Source organism: bacterium (assembly GCA_017744355.1).
In the GTDB taxonomy this organism is placed as follows: domain Bacteria; phylum Cyanobacteriota; class Sericytochromatia; order S15B-MN24; family UBA4093; genus JAGIBK01.
Map to the genome: position 1 here is coordinate 242,283 of JAGIBK010000006.1, position 19,387 is coordinate 261,669.

The 19,387-nt window shown below is 67.5% G+C and carries 17 protein-coding genes; 7 read left to right on the forward strand and 10 right to left on the reverse strand.

What is annotated here, in order from left to right:
- The first annotated feature begins 8 nt into the window (after positions 1-8).
- Complete coding sequence (locus J7643_16170; protein MBO9542124.1) at positions 9-449, forward strand: peroxiredoxin; 441 nt, start codon at positions 9-11, stop codon at positions 447-449.
- A 7-nt stretch (positions 450-456) separates the two neighbouring features.
- On the opposite strand, the gene J7643_16175 is transcribed toward J7643_16170, so the two are convergent.
- Positions 457-837 carry a response regulator gene (locus tag J7643_16175; protein MBO9542125.1) on the reverse strand — a complete coding sequence of 127 codons (381 nt, stop codon included), beginning with the start codon at positions 835-837 and terminating at the stop codon, positions 457-459.
- Positions 834-2,342, reverse strand: a complete 1,509-nt coding sequence (locus tag J7643_16180) for a PAS domain S-box protein (GenBank protein ID MBO9542126.1) — start codon at positions 2,340-2,342, stop codon at positions 834-836. The genes J7643_16175 and J7643_16180 overlap by 4 nt, the downstream gene beginning before the upstream one ends.
- Positions 2,343-2,545: 203 nt before the next feature.
- Between J7643_16180 and J7643_16185 the strand changes: the two genes are divergently transcribed.
- A complete protein-coding gene (locus J7643_16185; protein MBO9542127.1) occupies positions 2,546-4,018 on the forward strand; it encodes a leucyl aminopeptidase in 1,473 nt (490 codons plus the stop codon).
- Positions 4,019-4,094: 76 nt separating this feature from the next.
- Here the strand turns inward: J7643_16185 and J7643_16190 are convergent, their stop codons facing one another.
- Complete coding sequence (locus J7643_16190) at positions 4,095-4,463, reverse strand: acyl-CoA thioesterase (GenBank protein MBO9542128.1); 369 nt, start codon at positions 4,461-4,463, stop codon at positions 4,095-4,097.
- A 116-nt stretch (positions 4,464-4,579) separates the two neighbouring features.
- Here J7643_16190 and J7643_16195 point away from each other — a divergent pair, with 116 nt between their 5' ends.
- Positions 4,580-5,209 carry an MBL fold metallo-hydrolase gene (locus J7643_16195; protein ID MBO9542129.1) on the forward strand — a complete coding sequence of 210 codons (630 nt, stop codon included), beginning with the start codon at positions 4,580-4,582 and terminating at the stop codon, positions 5,207-5,209.
- Between the two features lie 52 nt (positions 5,210-5,261).
- Here the strand turns inward: J7643_16195 and J7643_16200 are convergent, their stop codons facing one another.
- Positions 5,262-5,711, reverse strand: coding sequence for a DUF3465 domain-containing protein (locus J7643_16200; GenBank protein ID MBO9542130.1), 450 nt, complete (start codon positions 5,709-5,711; stop codon positions 5,262-5,264).
- A 200-nt stretch (positions 5,712-5,911) separates the two neighbouring features.
- Here J7643_16200 and J7643_16205 point away from each other — a divergent pair, with 200 nt between their 5' ends.
- Entirely contained in the window at positions 5,912-7,729 is a 1,818-nt protein-coding gene (locus J7643_16205; GenBank protein ID MBO9542131.1) for an ABC transporter ATP-binding protein, read from the forward strand.
- The gene (locus J7643_16210; GenBank protein MBO9542132.1) at positions 7,726-9,555 is read left to right on the forward strand and encodes an ABC transporter ATP-binding protein; all 1,830 of its coding nucleotides are present in this window, start codon (positions 7,726-7,728) and stop codon (positions 9,553-9,555) included. Before J7643_16205 ends, J7643_16210 begins: the two co-directional genes overlap by 4 nt.
- Here J7643_16210 and J7643_16215 read toward each other — a convergent pair.
- The 4 genes from J7643_16215 to J7643_16230 all read right to left on the reverse strand — a co-directional run bounded on the left by J7643_16215 (position 9,552) and on the right by J7643_16230 (position 14,786).
- Positions 9,552-11,603 (reverse strand): CHASE3 domain-containing protein, encoded by a 2,052-nt coding sequence (locus J7643_16215; GenBank protein MBO9542133.1) that lies wholly within the window; start codon positions 11,601-11,603, stop codon positions 9,552-9,554. The genes J7643_16210 and J7643_16215 overlap by 4 nt on opposite strands.
- Positions 11,604-11,911: 308 nt before the next feature.
- Positions 11,912-12,484 carry a hypothetical protein gene (locus tag J7643_16220; GenBank protein ID MBO9542134.1) on the reverse strand — a complete coding sequence of 191 codons (573 nt, stop codon included), beginning with the start codon at positions 12,482-12,484 and terminating at the stop codon, positions 11,912-11,914.
- Positions 12,485-12,561: 77 nt separating this feature from the next.
- Positions 12,562-13,713: an acyltransferase gene (locus J7643_16225; protein MBO9542135.1), complete on the reverse strand. Its 1,152-nt coding sequence runs from the start codon at positions 13,711-13,713 to the stop codon at positions 12,562-12,564.
- Between the two features lie 98 nt (positions 13,714-13,811).
- Positions 13,812-14,786, reverse strand: a complete 975-nt coding sequence (locus J7643_16230; protein MBO9542136.1) for an SGNH/GDSL hydrolase family protein — start codon at positions 14,784-14,786, stop codon at positions 13,812-13,814.
- A gap of 185 nt (positions 14,787-14,971) precedes the next feature.
- Here J7643_16230 and J7643_16235 point away from each other — a divergent pair, with 185 nt between their 5' ends.
- Complete coding sequence (locus J7643_16235; GenBank protein ID MBO9542137.1) at positions 14,972-16,330, forward strand: GAF domain-containing protein; 1,359 nt, start codon at positions 14,972-14,974, stop codon at positions 16,328-16,330.
- Positions 16,327-17,244, forward strand: a complete 918-nt coding sequence (locus J7643_16240; protein ID MBO9542138.1) for an RluA family pseudouridine synthase — start codon at positions 16,327-16,329, stop codon at positions 17,242-17,244. Before J7643_16235 ends, J7643_16240 begins: the two co-directional genes overlap by 4 nt.
- Here J7643_16240 and J7643_16245 read toward each other — a convergent pair.
- Both J7643_16245 and J7643_16250 read right to left on the reverse strand, forming a co-directional pair.
- The gene (locus J7643_16245) at positions 17,226-17,777 is read right to left on the reverse strand and encodes an HD domain-containing protein (GenBank protein ID MBO9542139.1); all 552 of its coding nucleotides are present in this window, start codon (positions 17,775-17,777) and stop codon (positions 17,226-17,228) included. The two genes, J7643_16240 and J7643_16245, sit on opposite strands and share 19 nt — an antisense overlap.
- Positions 17,774-19,237: an amino acid permease gene (locus J7643_16250; protein MBO9542140.1), complete on the reverse strand. Its 1,464-nt coding sequence runs from the start codon at positions 19,235-19,237 to the stop codon at positions 17,774-17,776. The genes J7643_16245 and J7643_16250 overlap by 4 nt, the downstream gene beginning before the upstream one ends.
- Positions 19,238-19,387 lie beyond the last annotated feature (150 nt).

A 19,387-nucleotide genomic window follows, 5' to 3' on the forward strand; every position in this document is an offset into this window, starting at 1 on the left:
CAAGCGCCCTGACGGGCGCTCAGGCTCCCGACTTCAGCCTGCAATCGGACCAGGGCGCCAAGGTCTCGCTGAGCGACTACCGCGGCAAGCAGGCCGTGGTGCTCGCCTTCTTCCCCAAGGCATTCACTCCGGGCTGCGAGAAGGAGATGACCGACTTCGGCCGCGAACTCTCCAAGTTCCACGCCCTCGGCGCCGAAGTGATCGGCGTCAGCTACGACACCCCCGAGACCCAGCGCAAGTTCGCCCTCCACTGCGCGGCGAGCTTCCCCTTCCTCTCGGACGAGGGCGGCAAGGTCGCCGACCAGTACCGCACCGGCGGCGGGTTCGGGCCCTTCAAGTTCGCCAGCCGCCGCACCTTCGTGATCGATCGCAGCGGGGTCATCCGCTCGGTCCAGGACGGCATGCCCGACATGCCCAAGCTCCTCAAGGACCTGGAAGGGCTGCGCTAAGCGCCGCTCAGCGTTTCCAGCCCAGGGCCGCCTCCAGCGAGGCGGCCAATTTCATGGGATCGAACGGCTTCGCGATGATCCCATGGACCCCGAGGCTTGCGACGTCGCTCATCTCATCCGATAGTGCCTTGGCCGTCAGCAGCACCACCGGAATCCGCGCGGTTGCCTCGTCAGCCTGCAGGTGCCGCACGGCCGTCAGGCCGTCCATCTCGGGCATCATGATGTCCATGAGGATGGCGTCCGGCGCCTCCGCGCGCGCCACTTCGAGCGCTTCAAGGCCCGAACGAGCGCTCAGGATCCGGTAGCCGCCCGCCAATTCAAAGCAAAGGGCGGCCACTTCCCGGATATCGGGCTCGTCGTCCACGATGAGGACCTTCTTGAGGGTCACGAGGCGGTATCTCCTGTCGGTACGAAGGGCAGGGTAAAGTGGAAGGTCGCGCCCGCGCCCAGGCGGCTCTCGACCCAGAGGCGCCCCCCGTGCTGCTCGATGATCCCGCGGGAGATGGGCAGGCCGAGGCCGGTCCCGCCCTTCTCGCGCGAATCGGACGCATCCACTTGCCGGAAGCGCTCGAAGATGACCTCGGTCATCTCGGGCGGGATGCCGCGCCCCTCGTCCTTGATCGAGAAGCGCAGCGCCTCGCCCATGGGCTCGACGCTCAGGGTCACGACGCCTCCGGGCGGCGAGAACTTGATGGCATTGGAGAGCAGGTTGGTGAGCGCCTGGAGGATGCGCTCCTCGTCGGCCCACACCCGATGGGCCGCAGGACGAACCTCGAGGGTGACACCCGCCTCATCGGCCAGCGCCCACATGGCCTCCGCCGCCTGAGCGAGCAGGTGGGGCGCCTCCACCGGCGCAAGCTCCAGGCTCAAGTGGCCGGTGGCCATGCGCTGCACGTCCAGGATGTCGTTGACCAGGCGCATCAAGCGATCGGTGTTGCTCAGGGCGATCGCGAGCATTCGCTCGCCCTGGGACGAGAGGCCCCCCAGTCGACCGTCGTTCAAAAGACCTAGGGCGCCCTTCAGGGCGGTCAAGGGGGTGCGCAGCTCGTGGCTGACCACCGTGATGAACTGGTCCTTCATGCGCTCGACCTGACGGCGGGCGGTGATGTCACGAATGATCATCCCGTTGGAGCGGCCCCCGTCCTTGTCCCGGAAGCTCACCGAGGTGACCTCGGCCGGAAAGCGGGTGCCGTCCTTGCGGATGAGGGTGAGCTCCGCCCGGTACTGACCGGCCTGCCTGCGCGCGAGGGCCGCTTCGGCAAAGCGCGGATCGCTCGTCTCGACCAGCTGGTCGCGCCGCACCAGGCGAAACTCCTCAGGGGAGTAGCCGAAGACCTCGCAAGCGGCAGGATTGGCCGTCACGACCCCGTGGATGGGATCGACGATCAGCACCGCGTCGCTGCTGTGCTCGAAGAGCAGGCGATAGCGCGCCTCGCTCTCGCGCAAGCGCTCGCTGGCGCGCCGCTTCTCGGTGATCTCCCGGACGATGGCGAACATGAGGGCGTCGGGCCCCGCGTGCGTCCCCCGGATGACGACCTCGACCTCGACGGGGCTCCCGTCCTTGCGGCGAAGGAAGGTCTCATAGCGATCGGCGGTGGGTTCTGCCGGGTCGCGGTCGCAGATGCGCGCCAGGAGGCCGTCCCGGACGCTCTCGTGGACCAAGACCCGCATGTCGGGCAGCGCGAGCAGCTCTTCGGACGCGTAACCTACCAGCTTGCAGTAGGCCTCGTTGGCGTAGTGGACCCGAAAGCCCTTGGTGATGACGAAGCACTCGCCCACCTCGCTCTGAGCCTTGAGCAGCGCCTCATGGCGCCCGTGCAAATCCCTGAGGGTGGACAAGGCCAGATCCCGTTCGAGGAGGGCCTCCTCGATCGAATCAGCATCCATTTCCATCCAGACGCCCTCCGCCGGCAAAGTAGTCAGTGCGCGCCTCCGCAAACCCGAACGGGCGCCTAAAAGCAAAGCGACCCAGCAATCCCTCGCTAAGATGCCATGCAGCAAGGGGACGGTCAAGCCAGGATCTGCCCCTCGGGCCCCAGCGAAGCGGCGAGCATATGCTAGAATTGAGCGCTCGCCCTATCGGAGGATTAACCCACGTGAATATCCAGCTTAACGCCGGCCCCGCAGCCGCTTTGCCCGTCGACACCCTCATCCTCGGCCTCTACGAGGACGAAAAGGCCCTCTCGGCCGCCGCTAAGGCGATCGACGCGGCCTTCGGCGGCGCGGTCTCGAACCTGCTGGCGCTCGGCGACTTCAAGCCGGAGCTCAACGAGACCTTCCCCCTCTACCTCCAGGGCGAAATCAAGCGCCTGGTGCTGCTCGGCCTCGGCAAGCGCTCCGAGTCGACCCTCGAGAAGCTCCGCCAGGCGACCGGCAGCGGCGTCAAGGCCGCCCGGGACCTCAAGGGCGAGCGCGTGGCGATCGCGGGCCTCGAGTGGGCGGATAAGGCCGCCCTGGTTCAGACCGTGGTCGAGGGCGCTGAGCTTGCCCTCTACACCTTCAACGAGTGCCGCAGCACCTCCGAGACCTCGGGCCCCTCGCAGCTGACCCTGGTGCTCGACGCCGTGACCCCCGAGGCCGAAGCGGCGCTGCTCAAGGGCCAGCGCATCGCCGAAGCCGTCAACTGGGCCCGTACCCTGGTCAACCGCCCCGGCAACAAGCTGACGGCGACCAACCTCGCCACCGAAGCGACCGCCATGGCGATCGCGCGCGGCCTCTCGTGCCGCGTGTTCGGCAAGAAGGAGCTCCAAGCCATGGGCTTCGGCTGCCTGCTCGGCGTTAACGCCGGCTCCACCGAGCCTCCCGCCTTCATCGTCGTCGAGTACATGGGCGGCAAGCCGGGCGAGAAGCCCTACGCCCTGGTCGGCAAGGGCCTGACCTTCGACGCGGGCGGCCTGTGCATCAAGCCCGCGGGCGGCATGGAAGAGATGAAGTCCGACATGGCCGGCGCCGCCGCGGTGCTCGGCACCATCCGCGCGCTCGCCGACCTCCAGGTCCCCATCAACGTGGTGGGCTGCATCGCGAGCACCGACAACATGCCGAGCGCCAGCGCTTACCGCCCCGGCGACATCCTCAAGAGCTACAAGGGCCTCACCGTCGAGGTGATCGACACCGACGCCGAGGGCCGCATCGTCCTCTCGGACGCGCTCGCCTACGCCGACAAGCACTACGACCCCAAGGTCACCATCGACCTGGCGACGCTGACCGGCTCGATCATCGTCGCGCTCGGCGGCCACGTCACGGGCCTCTTCAGCAACGACCAGGCGCTCAGCGACGGCCTCTACCAGTCCGGCCAGACGACGGGCGAGCGGGTGTGGCCCATGCCCACCTGGGAGGTTTACGCCGATCGCGCCGAGAGCGACATCGCCGATCTCAAGAACGCCGATCCCCGGCGCGGGGATGCGATCAACGCGGCCAAGTTCCTGGAGCGGTTCGTGGGCGAGCGCCCCTGGGCGCACCTGGACATCGCGGGTCCCTCCTGGCTCGACGCGGACCGCCCCTACGAGACCAAGGGCGGCACCGGCCACGGCATCCGCCTGTTGGTGGACTACCTGAGCCGCCAGGTATAAAACGAAAAGTCGAAGGCCCCGCGCGAATCCGCGCGGGGCCTTCGTCTTGAAGGGAGCGTCGCTCGGTGAGGCGCTCTTAGACGATGGTCGTTTTCTTGCCGTGCGCGTCGATGGCGACGAAGACGGCCTCGGCCTCGGTCACCCGCACCACGGCGCTCGGGTCGGTGGCGCGCTGCGCCTCGACGGTGATCTTGACGGTGATCGAGGTGTTGCCGGTCTTGACCAGCGAAGTGTAGAAGCTCACGGTATCGCCCACGTAGACGGGCTCGTGGAAAATCACCTCGCGCATGGCGACGGTGACGACGCGGTGGCGGGTGTGACGGCGGGCCTCGACGGCACCGGCGATGTCGATATAGCTGAGAATCACCCCGCCGAAAATGGTCCCGAAGGCGTTGGTGTCCTTGGGCATCAACATGACGCGGATGGCGGGCTGTTGGTCGGTCATCGAAAATCTCCTGAAAAGGGCTGTCCGCCTGCCATCTTAGCAATTCCCCAGGGGATCCGATAGAATCGAAACGGACATAAAAACAGACCGCGCTTCTATCCCGAAAGGCCCTTGGCATGATCGTCGAAACCTTCCCCGTCGGCCCCCTTGGCTGCAACTGCACCATCCTCGGCTGCCCCGAGACCAAGGAGGCCGTGGTGGTCGACCCGGGCGGCGACCTGGAGCTCATCCAGGAGGTCCTGGACCGACACGGGCTCAAGGTCACACGCATCCTGCACACCCACGCCCACTTCGACCACCTGCTCGCCACGGGCGACCTCAAGGCCAGCCGCGGCGGCGAGATCCTGCTGCACGAGGGCGATCTGGACCTGTACCGCAACGTCCCCATGCAGGGCCGCCTCTTCGGCATGGCCCTCGACGCGCCGCCCGAGCCGGACCGGCTGGTCAAGGACGGGGAGCGGCTCGCCTGGGGCGAGGGCACGGGCGAGGTGCTGCACACCCCCGGCCACACCCCGGGCAGCATCTGCCTGCACGTGGGCGCTCACAAGCTGGTACTGACCGGTGACACCCTCTTCTCGGGCGGCATCGGCCGCACGGACCTGTGGGGCGGCTCGTTCCCCGAGATCATGCGCTCGATCCACGAGCGGCTGCTGACGCTCGACGACGACACCGTCGTCATCCCGGGGCACGGCGACACGACCACCATCGGGGAAGAGCGCCGCAGCAACCCCTTCCTCCAGGACTAGAACGCCAAAACGGGGGGCGAGCAGATGCTCGCCCCCCGCGTCGTTTGAAAGCTTACTCGTAAATCTTGCCGTCGGCGGTCTTGATGTAGCCCGCATCGCCAGGCTTGTTGGCCATGTGGGTCCAGTGGATGCCCGACTTGTCCCGCTTCTGGTCTTCGTAGACCGTGCCGCGGATCTCGAGCACCGCGCCGACCTTGAGGTTGGGGACCTTGGAACCGTGGGTCGTGCTGTTGTTGACCTCGTACTCCTTGCCGGCGTTGGGCGAGATGGCCTCGACCACGAAGTTCTGGTGGGTCAGGCCCTGGGTGTCCTCGGGCAGGATGCGGACCACCTTGGCCTTGAAAATCTTGAAAGCGCTCTGGGGCGGAACCGCCTTGGCCTCGAGCACGGTGGACGAGTTGGCCGCGGGCAGGCTCGAGATGGTGGCAGGCGCGCTGCAACCCGCGAGCGCCACGATGGCGGCCAAGATCGAGGCAGAGCGCCAAACGTGCTGAAGACCCATTGTGAACCCCCTTCTGAGGCAGACGAGTGATGACTTGCAAGTTCTCTATCGCCGGATCGGAATTCAGGCTTGCGCGGCATGCATTAACACCTGATTAATTCTGAGCCATGCTTTGCTCAAGAGGCGATCGCCAGCCCTACGTTCTTCGCGCTGAAAGCCGCGCCACCAGAAAGTTTTCAGGCAACTGAGCGGCTGGTATAATGGCCTGGTTCAGCAAGACGACACCGAGCGGCAGCACCTGCCCTAGCAAGGAACACGGCGTGCGACAACAACTGCGCCAAATCGCCGGCCTGGCATGGCGTCACCGGGGCCGCTACGCCCTGGGATTCGCCGCCCTGGTGGTGACCGACCTCGGCAACCTCAGCATCCCCTGGCTCATCGGACAGTTCATCGACGCGGCCCGCGCGAGCGGCATCGACGCGCAGAGCGCCCTTCGCTTCGGCCTCGCGGTGCTCGGGATCTCGGTCGTCGTGGCGATCTTTCGCTACGCCTGGCGCATGGCCATCTTCGGGACGGCGCGCACCATCGAGTTCGACCTGCGCGAGCGCTTCTTCAAGCACCTGCTCTCGCTCTCGCCCAGCTTCTACCAGCGCCGCACCATCGGCGACCTGATGGCGCACGCCACCAACGACCTCAACGCGATCCGCGGCCTCTTGGGCGAAGGGGTGATGGCCGGCTACGACACGGCGATCATGCTGGTGCTCGCCCTCATCACCATGGCCGGCGCCATCGACTGGCGCCTGACGCTGGCCGCCATGATCCCCCTGCCCATCCTCGCCTTCGTCCAGTGGCGCCTGGCGAGCACCGTTCACCACCGCTTCAAGGAGGTCCAGGCCACCTTCGGCACCCTCTCCGAACGGGTGCAGGAGAACCTCTCGGGGGTCCGGGTGGTCAAGGCCTTCGTCCAAGAAGAAGCCGAAGAGGCGCGCTTTGCCGGCGTCAACCAGACCTACTACGACCGCTACATGCGCATGACGCGCCTCCAGGCGCTCACCGACCCGATGATCTCCTTTCTCTCGGGCCTCAGCGCGGTCATCGCCCTGGGCTACGGCGGGGTGCTCGTCATGAGCGGCGAGCTCTCCTTGGGGCGCTTCATCGCCTTCAACAGCTACCTGGGGATGCTCGTCTGGCCCATGCTGGCCCTCGGCTGGGTCGTGAACCTCGCCCAGCGCGCCACCGCCAGCATGGCCCGCATCCAGGCCATCCTCGACGAGGTCCCCGAGGTGAAGGACGCCCCCTCGGCCCTTACCCCCGAGCGGATCGAGGGCCACCTCGCGATCCAAAACCTCACCTTCGCCTATGGGCCGGAGCTTGCCCCCGTGCTCGAAGCCCTCACGGTCCAGGTGGCCCCCGGCAAGACCCTGGGGCTCATCGGTCGCACGGGCAGCGGCAAGAGCACGCTCGCCAACCTCCTAGTGCGGGCCTACGACCCGCCCAGGGGCACCGTCTTCTTGGACGGCCACGACGTGAACGACCTCTCGCTCGAAGCCCTGCGCCGAGGGATCGCCTACGTGCCCCAGGACGCCTTCCTGTTCTCGGACACCCTCGAAGCCAACATGGCCTTCGACCCGGCGCCCCACGACACGGCCGCCGTGCGCGCCGCGGCGGCCTCCGCCCAGCTCGAAGCCGAGATCGACGCCATGCCCCAGGGCTTTGCGACCATGCTCGGCGAGCGGGGCATCACCCTCTCGGGCGGCCAGCGCCAGCGGGTCAGCATCGCCCGCGCCCTCTTGAAAGAGGCGCGCGTCTTGATCCTCGACGACTGCCTCTCGGCGGTGGACACCGCGACCGAAGCCCGGCTGCTTGCGACCCTGCGCCGCCACGGCGCCCGGCGCACCACCCTCATCGTCTCGCACCGGATCTCGGCCCTGCAGCACGCCGACGAGATCCTGCTCCTCGACCAGGGCCGGGTGATCGAGCGCGGGACGCACGCCGAGTTGCTCGCCTTGGGCGGCGAGTACCGCCGGCTGTATGACCGCCAGACGCTCGAAGCCTCGCTCGCCACGGAGGACGCATGAGCCGCCGGAACTTTCACGAAGAAGAGAGCCTCGCCAAGCACTACGACGCGGAGCTGATGCGCCGGCTCTTGGCCTACGCGCGACCCCATGCCCGCACGCTGGCCCTCTGCGTCGGGCTGCTCGCCTTCCTGAGCGCCGCCCAGCTCGCCCAGCCCTACCTGGTCAAGCTCGCCATCGACCAGGTGATCCTGCCGGCGGACAAGCTGCCGATCGCCGAGCGCGGGGAGGCGATCGCGAAGCTCTGGTGGCTGGTCGGAACCTACGGGGCGCTCTTGGTTTCGAGCTTCGGCGTTTCCTACTGGCAGACCTGGCTGCTGCAGAGCACGGGCCAGCGCATCATCTACCGGATCCGGCAGGACGTCTTCGCTCACCTCCAGCGCCTCTCGTTAGCCTACTTCGACGCCAATCCGGTCGGACGCCTGGTCACCCGGGTCACCAACGACACCGAGACGCTCAACGAGATGTACACGAGCGTGCTCGTCAACCTCTTCCGGGACTGCTTCTCGATCGTGGGCATCCTCGGGATGCTGTTCTATCTGGACGCTCGCCTCGCGTGGGTCACCTGCGCGGTGGTGCCGGTGGTCGTCCTGGTGGTCGCCTTCTTCCGGAAGCTCGCCCGCGAAAACTTCCGCGAGCACCGCACGCGCCTGGCGCGGGTCAACGCCTTCATCGCCGAGAACCTCTCGGGCATGCGCACCATCCAGATCTTCAACCGCGAAAAGCGGCAGCTGGACGACTTTCGGGCCGTCAACGCCTCGTACTTCGAGGCCACCTGGGGCCACCTCCAGATCTTCGCCGTGTTCCGGCCGGCCCTGGACCTGCTCGCGGCCCTCGCCCTCGCCCTGGTGCTCTGGCAGGGCGGCCTGCTCAGCGCCCATGGGGCCCTGCAACTGGGCACCCTCTACGCCTTCACCAGCTACGTGCGCCAGCTCTTCCAGCCCATCAACGAGCTGGCCGAGAAGTTCAACCTGCTGCAATCGGCCATGGCCTCGTCCGAGCGCATCTTCCAATTGCTCGACACCCAGAGCGACATCCAGGATTCCCCCGAAGCCCTCCCGCTGCCGGGCCTCGTAGGCGGGGTCGAGTTCGAGCGCGTCCACTTCGCCTACGAAGAGGGGGTGCCCATCCTCAAGGACGTGAACTTCTCGATCAAGCCCGGCGAGACGGTGGCCTTCGTCGGCCACACCGGAGCGGGCAAGTCGTCGATCCTGAGCCTTCTTGCGCGCTTCTACGACGTGCAGCAAGGCAACGTGCGCCTCGACGGTCACGACGTGCGTGCCTTGCCCCAGGCCACCCTGCGGCGGGGGATCGGCTTCGTGCTCCAGGACGTGTTCCTGTTCGCGAGCGACATCCGCAGCAATATCCGGCTCAACGACCCGACCATCACCGACGCACAGGTGGAGGAAGCCGCCCGCGCGGTCGGCGCCGAAGCCTTCATCCGGCAGTTGCCCCAGGGCTACGACACGGTGCTTTCGGAGCGCGGCACGACCCTCTCGACCGGCCAGCGCCAGCTTTTAGCCTTCGCCCGGGCCCTCGCCTTCGATCCGGCGATCCTGGTGCTCGACGAGGCGACGGCCAACATCGACAGCGAGACCGAGGCCGTGATCCAGGAGGCGCTCGCGCGGCTCTGTGCGGGGCGCACCACCTTGATCGTCGCCCACCGCCTCTCGACCATCCAGCATGCGGACCGGATCGTGGTGCTGCACAAGGGCGAAGTCCGTGAGGTGGGCACCCACGCGGAGCTGCTCAAGCGCGAGGGCCTCTACCACAAGCTCTGGCGCTTGCAGTTCGAGGCCCTCGAAGCACACCCGGCCGAGCGCGCCTAACGGCTCAGAGGGAGCGCCGGCGGCTTGGCGCTCGCGATGGTCACCTCGATGTGACGCGCTTCTTCGCCCACCCTGAAGAAGGAAACAGCCTCTTGCAGGGTGTGAGCCTGCTCGGCGAGGCTGCCCGCCGCACCCGAGACGTAGGCCGTCGCCGAGGCCGCCTCCTGCGCGCTCTTGCTGAGGCTCTCCACGGCGAGGACGACCTGATCGCTCCCCTGGCGCTGCCCGCCGATGGCGTGGGTGACCGCGTGCGTGAGGCGGTTCATCTCGACGACCGCACCGGTCACCTGGTGGTTGATGCCGGCCATCTGCTCGCTGGCCGCTACGATCTGCTGGCTGGCGCGCGCCTGCTCGCTGGTCGCGGTCGCAACCTCGCCGAGCAGGGTGCTGACCCGGGTGCTGGCCTCCTTGATGCGCAAGAGGGCCTCGCCGGTATGGGCCGCCAACTCGCTGCCCTCTTGCACCTTGTGGGCGCCCTCTTGGGTCACATGGACCGCCTGCGAAGTTTCGGCCTGGATGCCCTTGATGAGCGTCCCGATCTCGCGGGTGGCCTTGGCGGAGCGCTCGGCGAGCTTGCGAACCTCATCGGCGACCACCGCGAAGCCCCGGCCCGCCTCGCCGGCACGCGCCGCCTCGATGGCGGCGTTGAGGGCGAGGAGGTTGGTCTGCTCGGCGATGTCGTCGATCACCTCGATGATCGCCCCGATCTCGCCCGAGCGCTGATCGAGCAGCTGGATGGTGGCGCGGATCGCCGTCATGGTCTCGTTGATGGCCTGCATACCGGCAATCGTCTGGGTCACGGCCTGCTCACCGGCCGTGGCCGCCGTCGCGGCCTCCTCGGCCATTTGATTGGCGTTCCCCACGTTGCCCGCCACCTGCTGGACGCTGGCCGCCAGCTCGCCGATCGAGCTGCTGGTCTGCGTGACGGCCGCCGCGAGCTCGTCGGCCTGGCCTCGGATGGTCTCGACCTTCTGGGCGAGGTCCTGGGCGCTCTGGTCCACCGAGTGGATGCTCCCGGCCATCTCGGCCATGGTGGCCGAGGTTTGCTCGGTGCTGCTCGCCTGGACCTGCACCGTCCGAGAGAGCTCGGTACTCGAGCTTGCGATCTGCTTGGCTCCCTCACCCACGGAATCCGCGGCCGAGCGCACCTGGTACACGGTGGTGCGGAGGCTCGCCACCATCTGCGAGATGGCCAGGCCGAAGCCGTCCTGCGGGCCCTTGGGGGTGATCGAGCGGGTCAGATCCCCCCGGCTCATGGCCTCGGCCACGCCCTCGACCTCCTTGAGGTAGGCGACCATGCCGTTGAGGGCGTCGACCAGGTCCCCGACGCAGTCGGTGTACGCCTTCTCGATACGGCCGGGCAGCTCTCCGAGGGCCAAGCGCTCGGTCAGGGCGATGACGCGCTTGAGCGGAACGGTGATGCTGCGCGAGATCAAGCTGGCGAGGGTAAAGCTGGTGAGCAGGCAGAGCAGGAGCATGCCCCAGAGGAATCCTGTCTGCTGCTGGCGGAAGGCCTGGCTCTGCTGAACCATGGCCGCCATGTCGCGGTTCGAGGTTTCGACCAGCTCGTTGATGGGGGCGTTGAACGCGTGAAACAGGGCGGGCATCTCCGTTCGCTCGATCCGGATGATGGCCTGCATGTCCCCGCGCTCGCGCAGGCGCCGCTTCTCGTCGAGCTTGAGCTCCACCCTCTGGCGGGCCTGGTCGACGAGATCGAGCTTGGCCCTGGCTTCAGGCGCGAGGGATAGGCTGCGGGCCGAGGCCAGGGCCTGCTGGTACTCTGCGCGTGCAGGCTCCAGATCCTCGAGCGCCCCGGGCTGACCCGAGAGGAGATACCCGCGCATGGCGATGACCTCCCGGTAGAGGCTCGAGCGCATCGCACGAACGGCCGAGCCGCTCGCCTCCAGGTTCGCCGAGCGGGTGATGTTATCGACCAGGTGATGGAGGCTCCACAGGCTGGCCCCCGCGACCAGGCCCATGAAAAGCAAGTTCACGGCGAGAAGCACGTTGAGCTTGGGACCAATCTTCAAATCGTAGATGAATTTCATCGGCTTCATTTCCTCTCTCGACTCAAGGCTTGAACAGGAAAAAAACCACGAAACGGTGATCCGCCCAGCACGATGGCTCCCGTCAGCTCCTTGATGACCTGTATTCAAGACATGATTCCCTTGTCATTATTGCGAAGCATTAAAAATCCAAATATCCGGACATCGTTAAATTAGCGATAAAATTACGTTAAATATACGCACTTCAAAAAGGCGATCAGGTGCTATCCCCCCAAGACCTAAACAAGCTCAAGGGCCATGGACGACGTCCATGGCCCTTGAGCTTGTTTGATTTACTGAGACGAAGCCGCTCAGTTCTCGATCGGCAAGGTGAGGGTGAGACGCTTGAAGTCGAGGCGCAGGCCCACCGTGACGCCCGAGAGGCTGTTGACCTGGGGCACGTAGAGGTAGCCCACCGACAAAGCACCGCTCACCCCGCCGCCAAAGTCCTGCCGCAGAGAGACGGTCGGCTCCAACAGGAAGCTGCCGCCGCTCACACGCGCGCTGCCGCCGCCACCACCGCCGAACAGCAGGCTCACGTCGTAGGCGAGAGGCTGCGCGATCTTGCCCTCGGTGCCCACCACCATGCCGCCGTAGCCGAAGCCGCCTGAGACGCCGCCCGAGGACAGCGCGCCGCCGTAACCGGCGCCGCCCAGATAAAGGGACTCGGTCAGGTAGCCGACGCCACGGCCCCCGACGAAGGTGCCCAGGTCGCCCGCCTGGTTGAAGATCGCCTTGAACTCGGGGCCGCCCCGACCCAGCGATTGCTCCGCCTGCGAGAGGTCCAGGGTCTTGAGGTCGCGCTTGATCGTGGCCTCGGCGGCCGGCGCCTGCACGAAGGTGAGCGCGAGGGGGAGGGCGGCGTAGAGCAATGCACGTCGCATGGCATGTTCCTTTCGTCGTCTAAGAGATAAGGGAACTATCCCCTAGACGAGTCAAGCAAGCAAGCGGTTCCCGCTTCTCACGAAGAGGCCACGGGGGTCACGGGCTGCGCTTGCAGCTCAGGCCGCGGCCGACGCACCATGAAGGGCCGCTCCACCCATCGGTAGAAGCCGGCTGCGATCGCAAGGCTCAAGGGCACTCCCACCGCGAGGGTCACCCCCATCTGAAGCGCCTGGCTGCCGGGCACGAGCTGGCTCACGGCGTGGTTGACGTAGTAGCAGGTGGGCCGGTTGATCAGGTAGAAGCTGTACGACATCTCGCCGAGCGAGACGAGCGCAGGCCATGCGAGCGCGCGTCCGAGCCCCCGCGCCCCGTCGGCGTAACGCAGGAGAATCCCCCCGGCGGCCACCCCCAGGCACACGTCCGAGAGGGGCCAAGCCCCCACCGGGTGGAAGTACCAGTAGAAGCCAAGCATCACCAAGGGCACCGTCGAGAGGCCCCAGAGGGTATCGAGCAGCCCCTCAGGGCGCTTGCCGCCCGTCTCGCGGATCACGAGGGCGACGACCATGCCCGCGGTGAAGATGGCGAGCCGGCCCACGATGGAGTTGAACAGCAAGAACTCTTGCCGCGAGAGGTTCGCCCCCAGGATGGCCAAAAAGCCGAGGCGGTAGAGGCCGCAGACCGCCAAGATCGCAAGCACCCCTTTCCAGCGCCAGCGCAGGATGGCCAGGGCGAGCAGGGGGAAGACGAGGTAGTACTGGGCCTCCAGGCTCAGGGACCAGAAGCTGGGGTTGATGAGCCCGGGCAGATCGACCAGGTTCTGGAGCATGGTGACGTGGACGAAGAGCGACCAGGCGCTGGGCAGCGCCTCCGGCGTGAAGCGCAACCCCGTCGCCGCAAAGAGGGGTGCCAGCGCATGCGGCAAGACGATGGCGTAGAGCAAGGCCGCGTAGTAGGGCGGCAGGATGCGCTTGGCGCGGCGCACGAAGAAGGTGCGCCAGTGGCCCACCGGCAGGCGCCAGAGGTGGGCCATGGGGTAGAAGAGGCAGAAGCCGCTGAGCACCATGAAGATCTCGACCCCCAGGTGGCCGCTGGCGCACACGGGGGTGAGAAGGCCCAGGTCGGGCTCGCGGTTGAAGCGCCACACGTCGTAGAGGATGACCCAGAGCGCCGAAAGGGCGCGCAGGCCATCGACATAGGCAAGGCGGGAGACAGGCTTGGTCTCGGTCATGAGGCCCCCCGTTTCGAGCGACGAAGAACGGTCGGTTCCCCGTTATAGCTCCCGAGCAAGCAAGGGGGCATTGGTCAAACTGGACGAAAGCCTCCCGTTCAGGGCAGGGGGGCGCTGGCGCTCGCTTCGGCCTTGAGCATGGGGGCGAGGGCCTCGGCGCACGCGAGCGCCATCAGGTCGTGGCCCGCGCCGTTCGGGTGCAGGTCCCCCTGGGCCCGAGATTCGGGGGCGCGCAGGTCGTAGGGGGCCTGGTGGTAGAAGAGGTCCCACTGGCCGCGATCGCCTGACTCCTTGAAGCGGGCCGACCACGGGACCAGGGTCGCGCCGTACCGCGCGGCGGCCGCGGCGATCTCGCGGTTGAAGGGGCGTGCCTGCTCGTTCCACTCGCCGGCCCAGCGAGGCTTGTAGGGGATGTCGGCCACCAAGAGGCGGCAACGGCCGGCAAGGGGCGCGAGCACGCCGTCCATGCTGGCGGCGAAATCCTTGAGCGGGGTCAAGGAGACGTCATTGGTGCCGAAGGCGACGAGCACCACGTCGGGCCGCGCCGACAGCACGTCCGACATGAGGCGCTCACGCGCGTTACGGTAGGTATCGCCGGCCCTGCCTCGGGCGTAGACATCCACGCGCACCCCGGCCATGGCCTTGCGCAGGTGGCGCGGGAGCTGGTAGACGAAGCGCTCCGGCTCGCTGACCTTGGCCCCGGCCGTCAGGCTGTCGCCGAAGACGACCATGCGCACGACGCTCGGGGTGAGGCGAAAGGAGAGTTGCGAGCCGTCCACGAGGGCCCCGGTCCAGGAAAGCGGCAGGTAATTGCCGCCCGAGACCCGCAGGGCGCGCTGCTCGGCCGGTAGCAGGTAGGCCGTGCGGAGGCCGGCCGCGTCGGTTGCGGTCGTCACCCCGTCCACGTCGAGGCGCAGGCCGTTGACGCTCCGACCGGTCAAGGCGTCGTAGAAGGTGGCCCTCAGGCGCAAGAGCTGCTTTTGAGGGCCCTCATCGGCCACCGGCAGGGGCAGGGGCTCTTGAGGGGGAGGCGGCGCAGCAACACAGGAAGCAAGCAGGAGCAGGGCCGGCAAGAGGGCCCTCATCGCCACCACAGGCTTTTGGCGCACAGGCATGGTCCCCATTGGCCGCACACGGGAAAATCGATCGAAGGTTTGGGCCCCCGATGGTAGAGCAAGGGGGCCTTGGCGGGTATATCTGGCAAGAACAGGCTTTCTCGCTTGAAGCAACCGATCGAGACTTGATTTGGAGCCCGGCCATGCGCGACACTCCCCCACTCAACGACCCTCTGCTCGAAGGCGAAGGCCTCGCCCTGCTCACCATGCACGACCTGGACGCGATCGCCTCTCGCCTGATGCGCATCGTGGAGGGCACGTTCGCGCCCGCCGCAGCAGCCGTCCTCATCTCCAACTCGGAAGACTCGGCCTTCGTCCCCTTGGCGAGCTTCGGCGGCCTGGCGCCGGCCGCCTTCGGGATCGACTCGCCTTTGGCCTTCGAGATCATCGAGAGCCAGGCGATGATGACGGCCGCGGAGCTTTCGGGCTTTGGCCTGCCGGCCGAGACGGCCCTCGCGGTGCCCTTGGCCTTCGAGCGAAAGGTCCACGGCCTGCTCTTGCTCGGTGCCAAGCGGGACGGCACGGCGTACGGCGAAGAGGAGCTCGCGCGGCTACGCGTCCTGTCGGCCCACGGCGCGATCGCCTTCAGCCACGGGCGGGCCTATCGCACCATCCAGGACCTCAACCATGCCCTCGAGTCCAAGATCTACCAGCGCACCCGCGAGCTGCAGGAGGCCTACCGGGACCTCAAGGCGGCCCAGGCGCAGCTGATCCACGGTGAGAAGATGAACTCGCTCGGCCTCCTGGTCGCAGGTGTCGCCCACGAGATCAACAACCCCATCAGCTTCATCTACAGCGGCGTCGGGCTGCTCGAGACCAACATCGACACCTTGCGCCGGCTGCGCGCCCACCTGGAGGAGACCCTGCCCGCCGAGCAGATGAAGGCGATCGCCGATGAGTTCTCGCTCGACTCGGCCTTCCTGCACCTGGACTTCCTGACCCGCGCCTTCCAGGACGGCGCCACCCGGATCCGCGACATCGTGCGCAGCCTGCGCAGCTTCTCACGGCAGGACGCCTACGACTACCAGGAGGTCAACCCCCGCGCCTGCCTCGAATCCACCGCGGCCCTGGTGCAGGCCATCCACCGGCACGTGCGCATCCACCTGGATCTGGTCGACGGCCCCGCCATCCCGGGGGCCGAAGGCCCGCTCAACCAGGTCTTCATGAACCTCCTGGTCAACGCCTGCCAGTCCATCGAAGGATCGGGCGAAGTCTGGGTGCGTCTGCGCTACGCGGGCGAGTCCTGCCAGATCGAGATCCAGGACAACGGCCAGGGCATGACCGAAGAGGTCCAGAGCCACATCTTCGAGCCCTTCTTCACCACCAAGCCCGTGGGCAGCGGCACCGGGCTCGGCCTCAGCATCTGCCACGGCATCCTCGAGAAGCACCACGCCCGCATCGAAGTCGAAAGCGAGGTCGGCACGGGCTCCTGCTTCAAGCTCACCTTCCCGACCTTCGGCAGCGAGCACAACCTGGCCCTCGCGGAGCGCTTCGAGGCGTGAGCCCCGCGGACGTCTCGAGCTTTCGCTACACGGTACGGGCGACCCCCGAGCGCGCGACGGTCTGGGGGGTGCTCACCCGCCAGCTGGGCGCCTCGCGGGCTCTCATCCGCCGGCTCAAGGCCACCGACGGCATCCTCCTCAACGGGGTGCCGGTCAAGGTCCACACCCCGGCGCACGAGGGCGACGCCCTGGAGCTCAGGCTCCCCGAGCCGCCCTCCGAAGGGGTGGATGCCGAGCCGGTGCCCCTCTCCATCCTCTACGAGGACGATGACCTGATCGTGCTCGACAAGCCCGCGGGGATCGTGGTCCATCCGACCCACGGCTGTCATCACGGCACCCTCGCCAACGGGCTCGCCTATCACTACCAGGCCCGGGGCCTCTCCTTTCGCTGCCACCCGGTGCATCGGATCGACCGCGACACCTCGGGGCTGGTAGTCTTCGCCCGTCACACCTACGCTCACCAGCAGCTCGCCGAGCAACTGGTCGCATACAAGCTGGATCGCGAGTACTGGGCGCTGGTCCAGGGGCACGTCCGCGAGGCGCAGGGCGTCATCGAGGCCCCCATCGCGCGGCTCGGCGGGCCCGGGGGCTACCGTGCGGTCGCTGATCACGGGCAGCCCGCCCTCACCCACTACCGGGTCCTCGAAGTGAGCAAGACGGGGGAAGAAACCCTCGTAGGCCTGACCCTCGAAACGGGGCGCACCCACCAGATCCGGGTCCACATGGCCCACGCGGGCCACCCGCTGCTTGCGGACAAGCTCTACGGCAGCCCACACCCGGTGCTTGGGCGCCAGGCACTGCACGCGCGAAGGCTATGCTTCAAGCACCCGCGCACCCAAGAAGCGATGACGTTCGAGGCCCCGCTGCCGCCGGACCTCGCCGACTACGTAGCGGCTTACTTCCCGAGGGCCTGACGCAGCGCGAGGACGGCCTCCTCGAAGCGCTGGCGAGCCTGGACATTGGCGGTCAGGGGCAAGAGCGAGGCGAACTCGAGCTCGGTCTTCTTGAGGTAGCGGGCCGCCCAGTCGCGGGCCTTGGGCAGCATGCGGGCCATGTCGCGCAGGTTGTCGGCGCGATCGAGCAGCTTGATGACCAGGGCGTCGGGGTCCTCGCGCAGGGCCCCGTAGTACTTGGGGTTCCCCTCGCGCTTGACCTCGGCCGGCGCGTCGTCCGGCCACCACTTGGTCATCAGGCGGACCAGGTGGGCCACCCGCGCGGGGAACTCGGCTTCGACCAGCTTCTGGGTGACGAGGGTGTCCTCGACCACGTCGTGCAAGAGGGCCGCCGCGACGGCCTCAGGGGGAAGGCCGCACGCTTCGACCGCCGCAGCCACGCGCAGCGGGTGATTGATGTAAGGCTCGTCGAGCCCCTTGCGACGCTGGCCCACGTGCGCCTCGGCGGCGAAGACCGCCGCCCGCAGCACCAGGCTCATTTCGGGTTGATTCATGAGGGCTCGACCACCACCTCAGCGCTCTTGGCCACGACCGCCTCGCGCGCGGCCATCACGCGGCCCGCCGAGCGGTAGCCCCAGAAGTAGTACACGGCCCCGCCCACCGCCAGCCAGATCAAGAAGCGGATCCAGACCTGCAAGCCCAGGCCGCTCATCAGGTACAGGTTGATGGCGATGCCCGCCAGGGGCAATCCGGGCACCCACGGGCAGCGGAAGGTGCGCGGCGCGTCGGGATCGGTCTTGCGGAGCATGATGACCCCGGCCGAGACGGCGATGAAGGCCGCGAGGGTGCCGATGCTGACGAGATCCGCCAAGGCACTCAGGGGAACCACCGCCGCGAGCGCAGCCGTCAGCACCCCGAGCACCAGGGTGGTCTCGACCGGCGTGCCGGTGCGGGCGTGGACGTTGGACATGAAGCGGGGCATCAGCCCGTCGCGCGACATGACGTAGAGGATGCGCGACTGACCGATGGATCCGACCAGGAGCACGCTGAAGATACCGACCACCGCCACCGCCGAGAGCAGCGCGGCGGCGCGCGGGTGGTTCAGAGTCGCGAGGGCGATCGCGAGCGGCTCGCCCACCTGGAGCTTGTCGAGGGGCAGCACGCCCGTCAGGACCGTGCCCACCGCCACGTACAGGATCGTCACGATCCCGAGCCCCGCCAGGATCCCGATGGGCAGGTTGCGCTGGGGGTCCTTGGCCTCCTCGGCCACGGTCGAGACCGCATCGAAGCCCACGAAGAGGAAGAACAGCACCGCCGCCCCCGAGACCACGCCCTGCCAGCCGAAAGGCATGTAGTTCTGCACCAGCTGGGGCTGGATGCCAGGTGCGCAGAGCGCGACGAACAAGACGAGCACCGCGAGCTTGGCGCCCACGATCAGGGCGTTGGCCCGCGCGCTCTCGCGGATCCCCAAGAGCAAGAGCCCCGTCACCAAGACCACCGCGAGCACGGCGGGTAGGTTGAACCAGCCCACCAGCTCCGTCCCCGGGATCGCTTGCCCCGGCGCGAACATGAGCTGCGGCGGGATCTCGAGGCCCACCGTCGAGAGCAGGCGATTGAGATAGCCCGCCCAGCCCGCCGCCGTGGCCGCGTTCGCCAAACCGTATTCCAGGAGCAGGTTCCAGCCGATGAACCACGCGATGACCTCGCCGAGCGTGGCGTAGGCGTAGCTGTAGGCGCTGCCTGAGATGGGGATCATCGCCGCCAGCTCGCAGTAGCTCATGGCCGCAAGCGCGCAGGCGAGGGCCGCCAGCAAGAAGGAGAGGACCACCGCCGGTCCCGCGTGCATCGCGGCCACCTCGCCCGGCATGATGAAGATGCCGGCGCCCACGGTGCAGCCGATGCCGAGCGCGATCAAGGACCAGGGTCCGAGCACTCGCTTGAGGCCCTTGCCGTGCTCTGCCTGCTCACGTTTCAGGAGCTGAAGGGACTTCTTCCGGAAGATGGTGTCGCGCATGCAGCTAGGACCTCGTAGCGAAAGGAACGTCCGTGCTATCGTATCACACGCCGCCTCGGCTCGGCGGCGCCAGGGGCGCCGCCCGGGCAACGGGTGTGATAGAATTGATCGTCCTTCCCGTGGCCCTCGGTGGGCCTGTGCTTTCGTGAC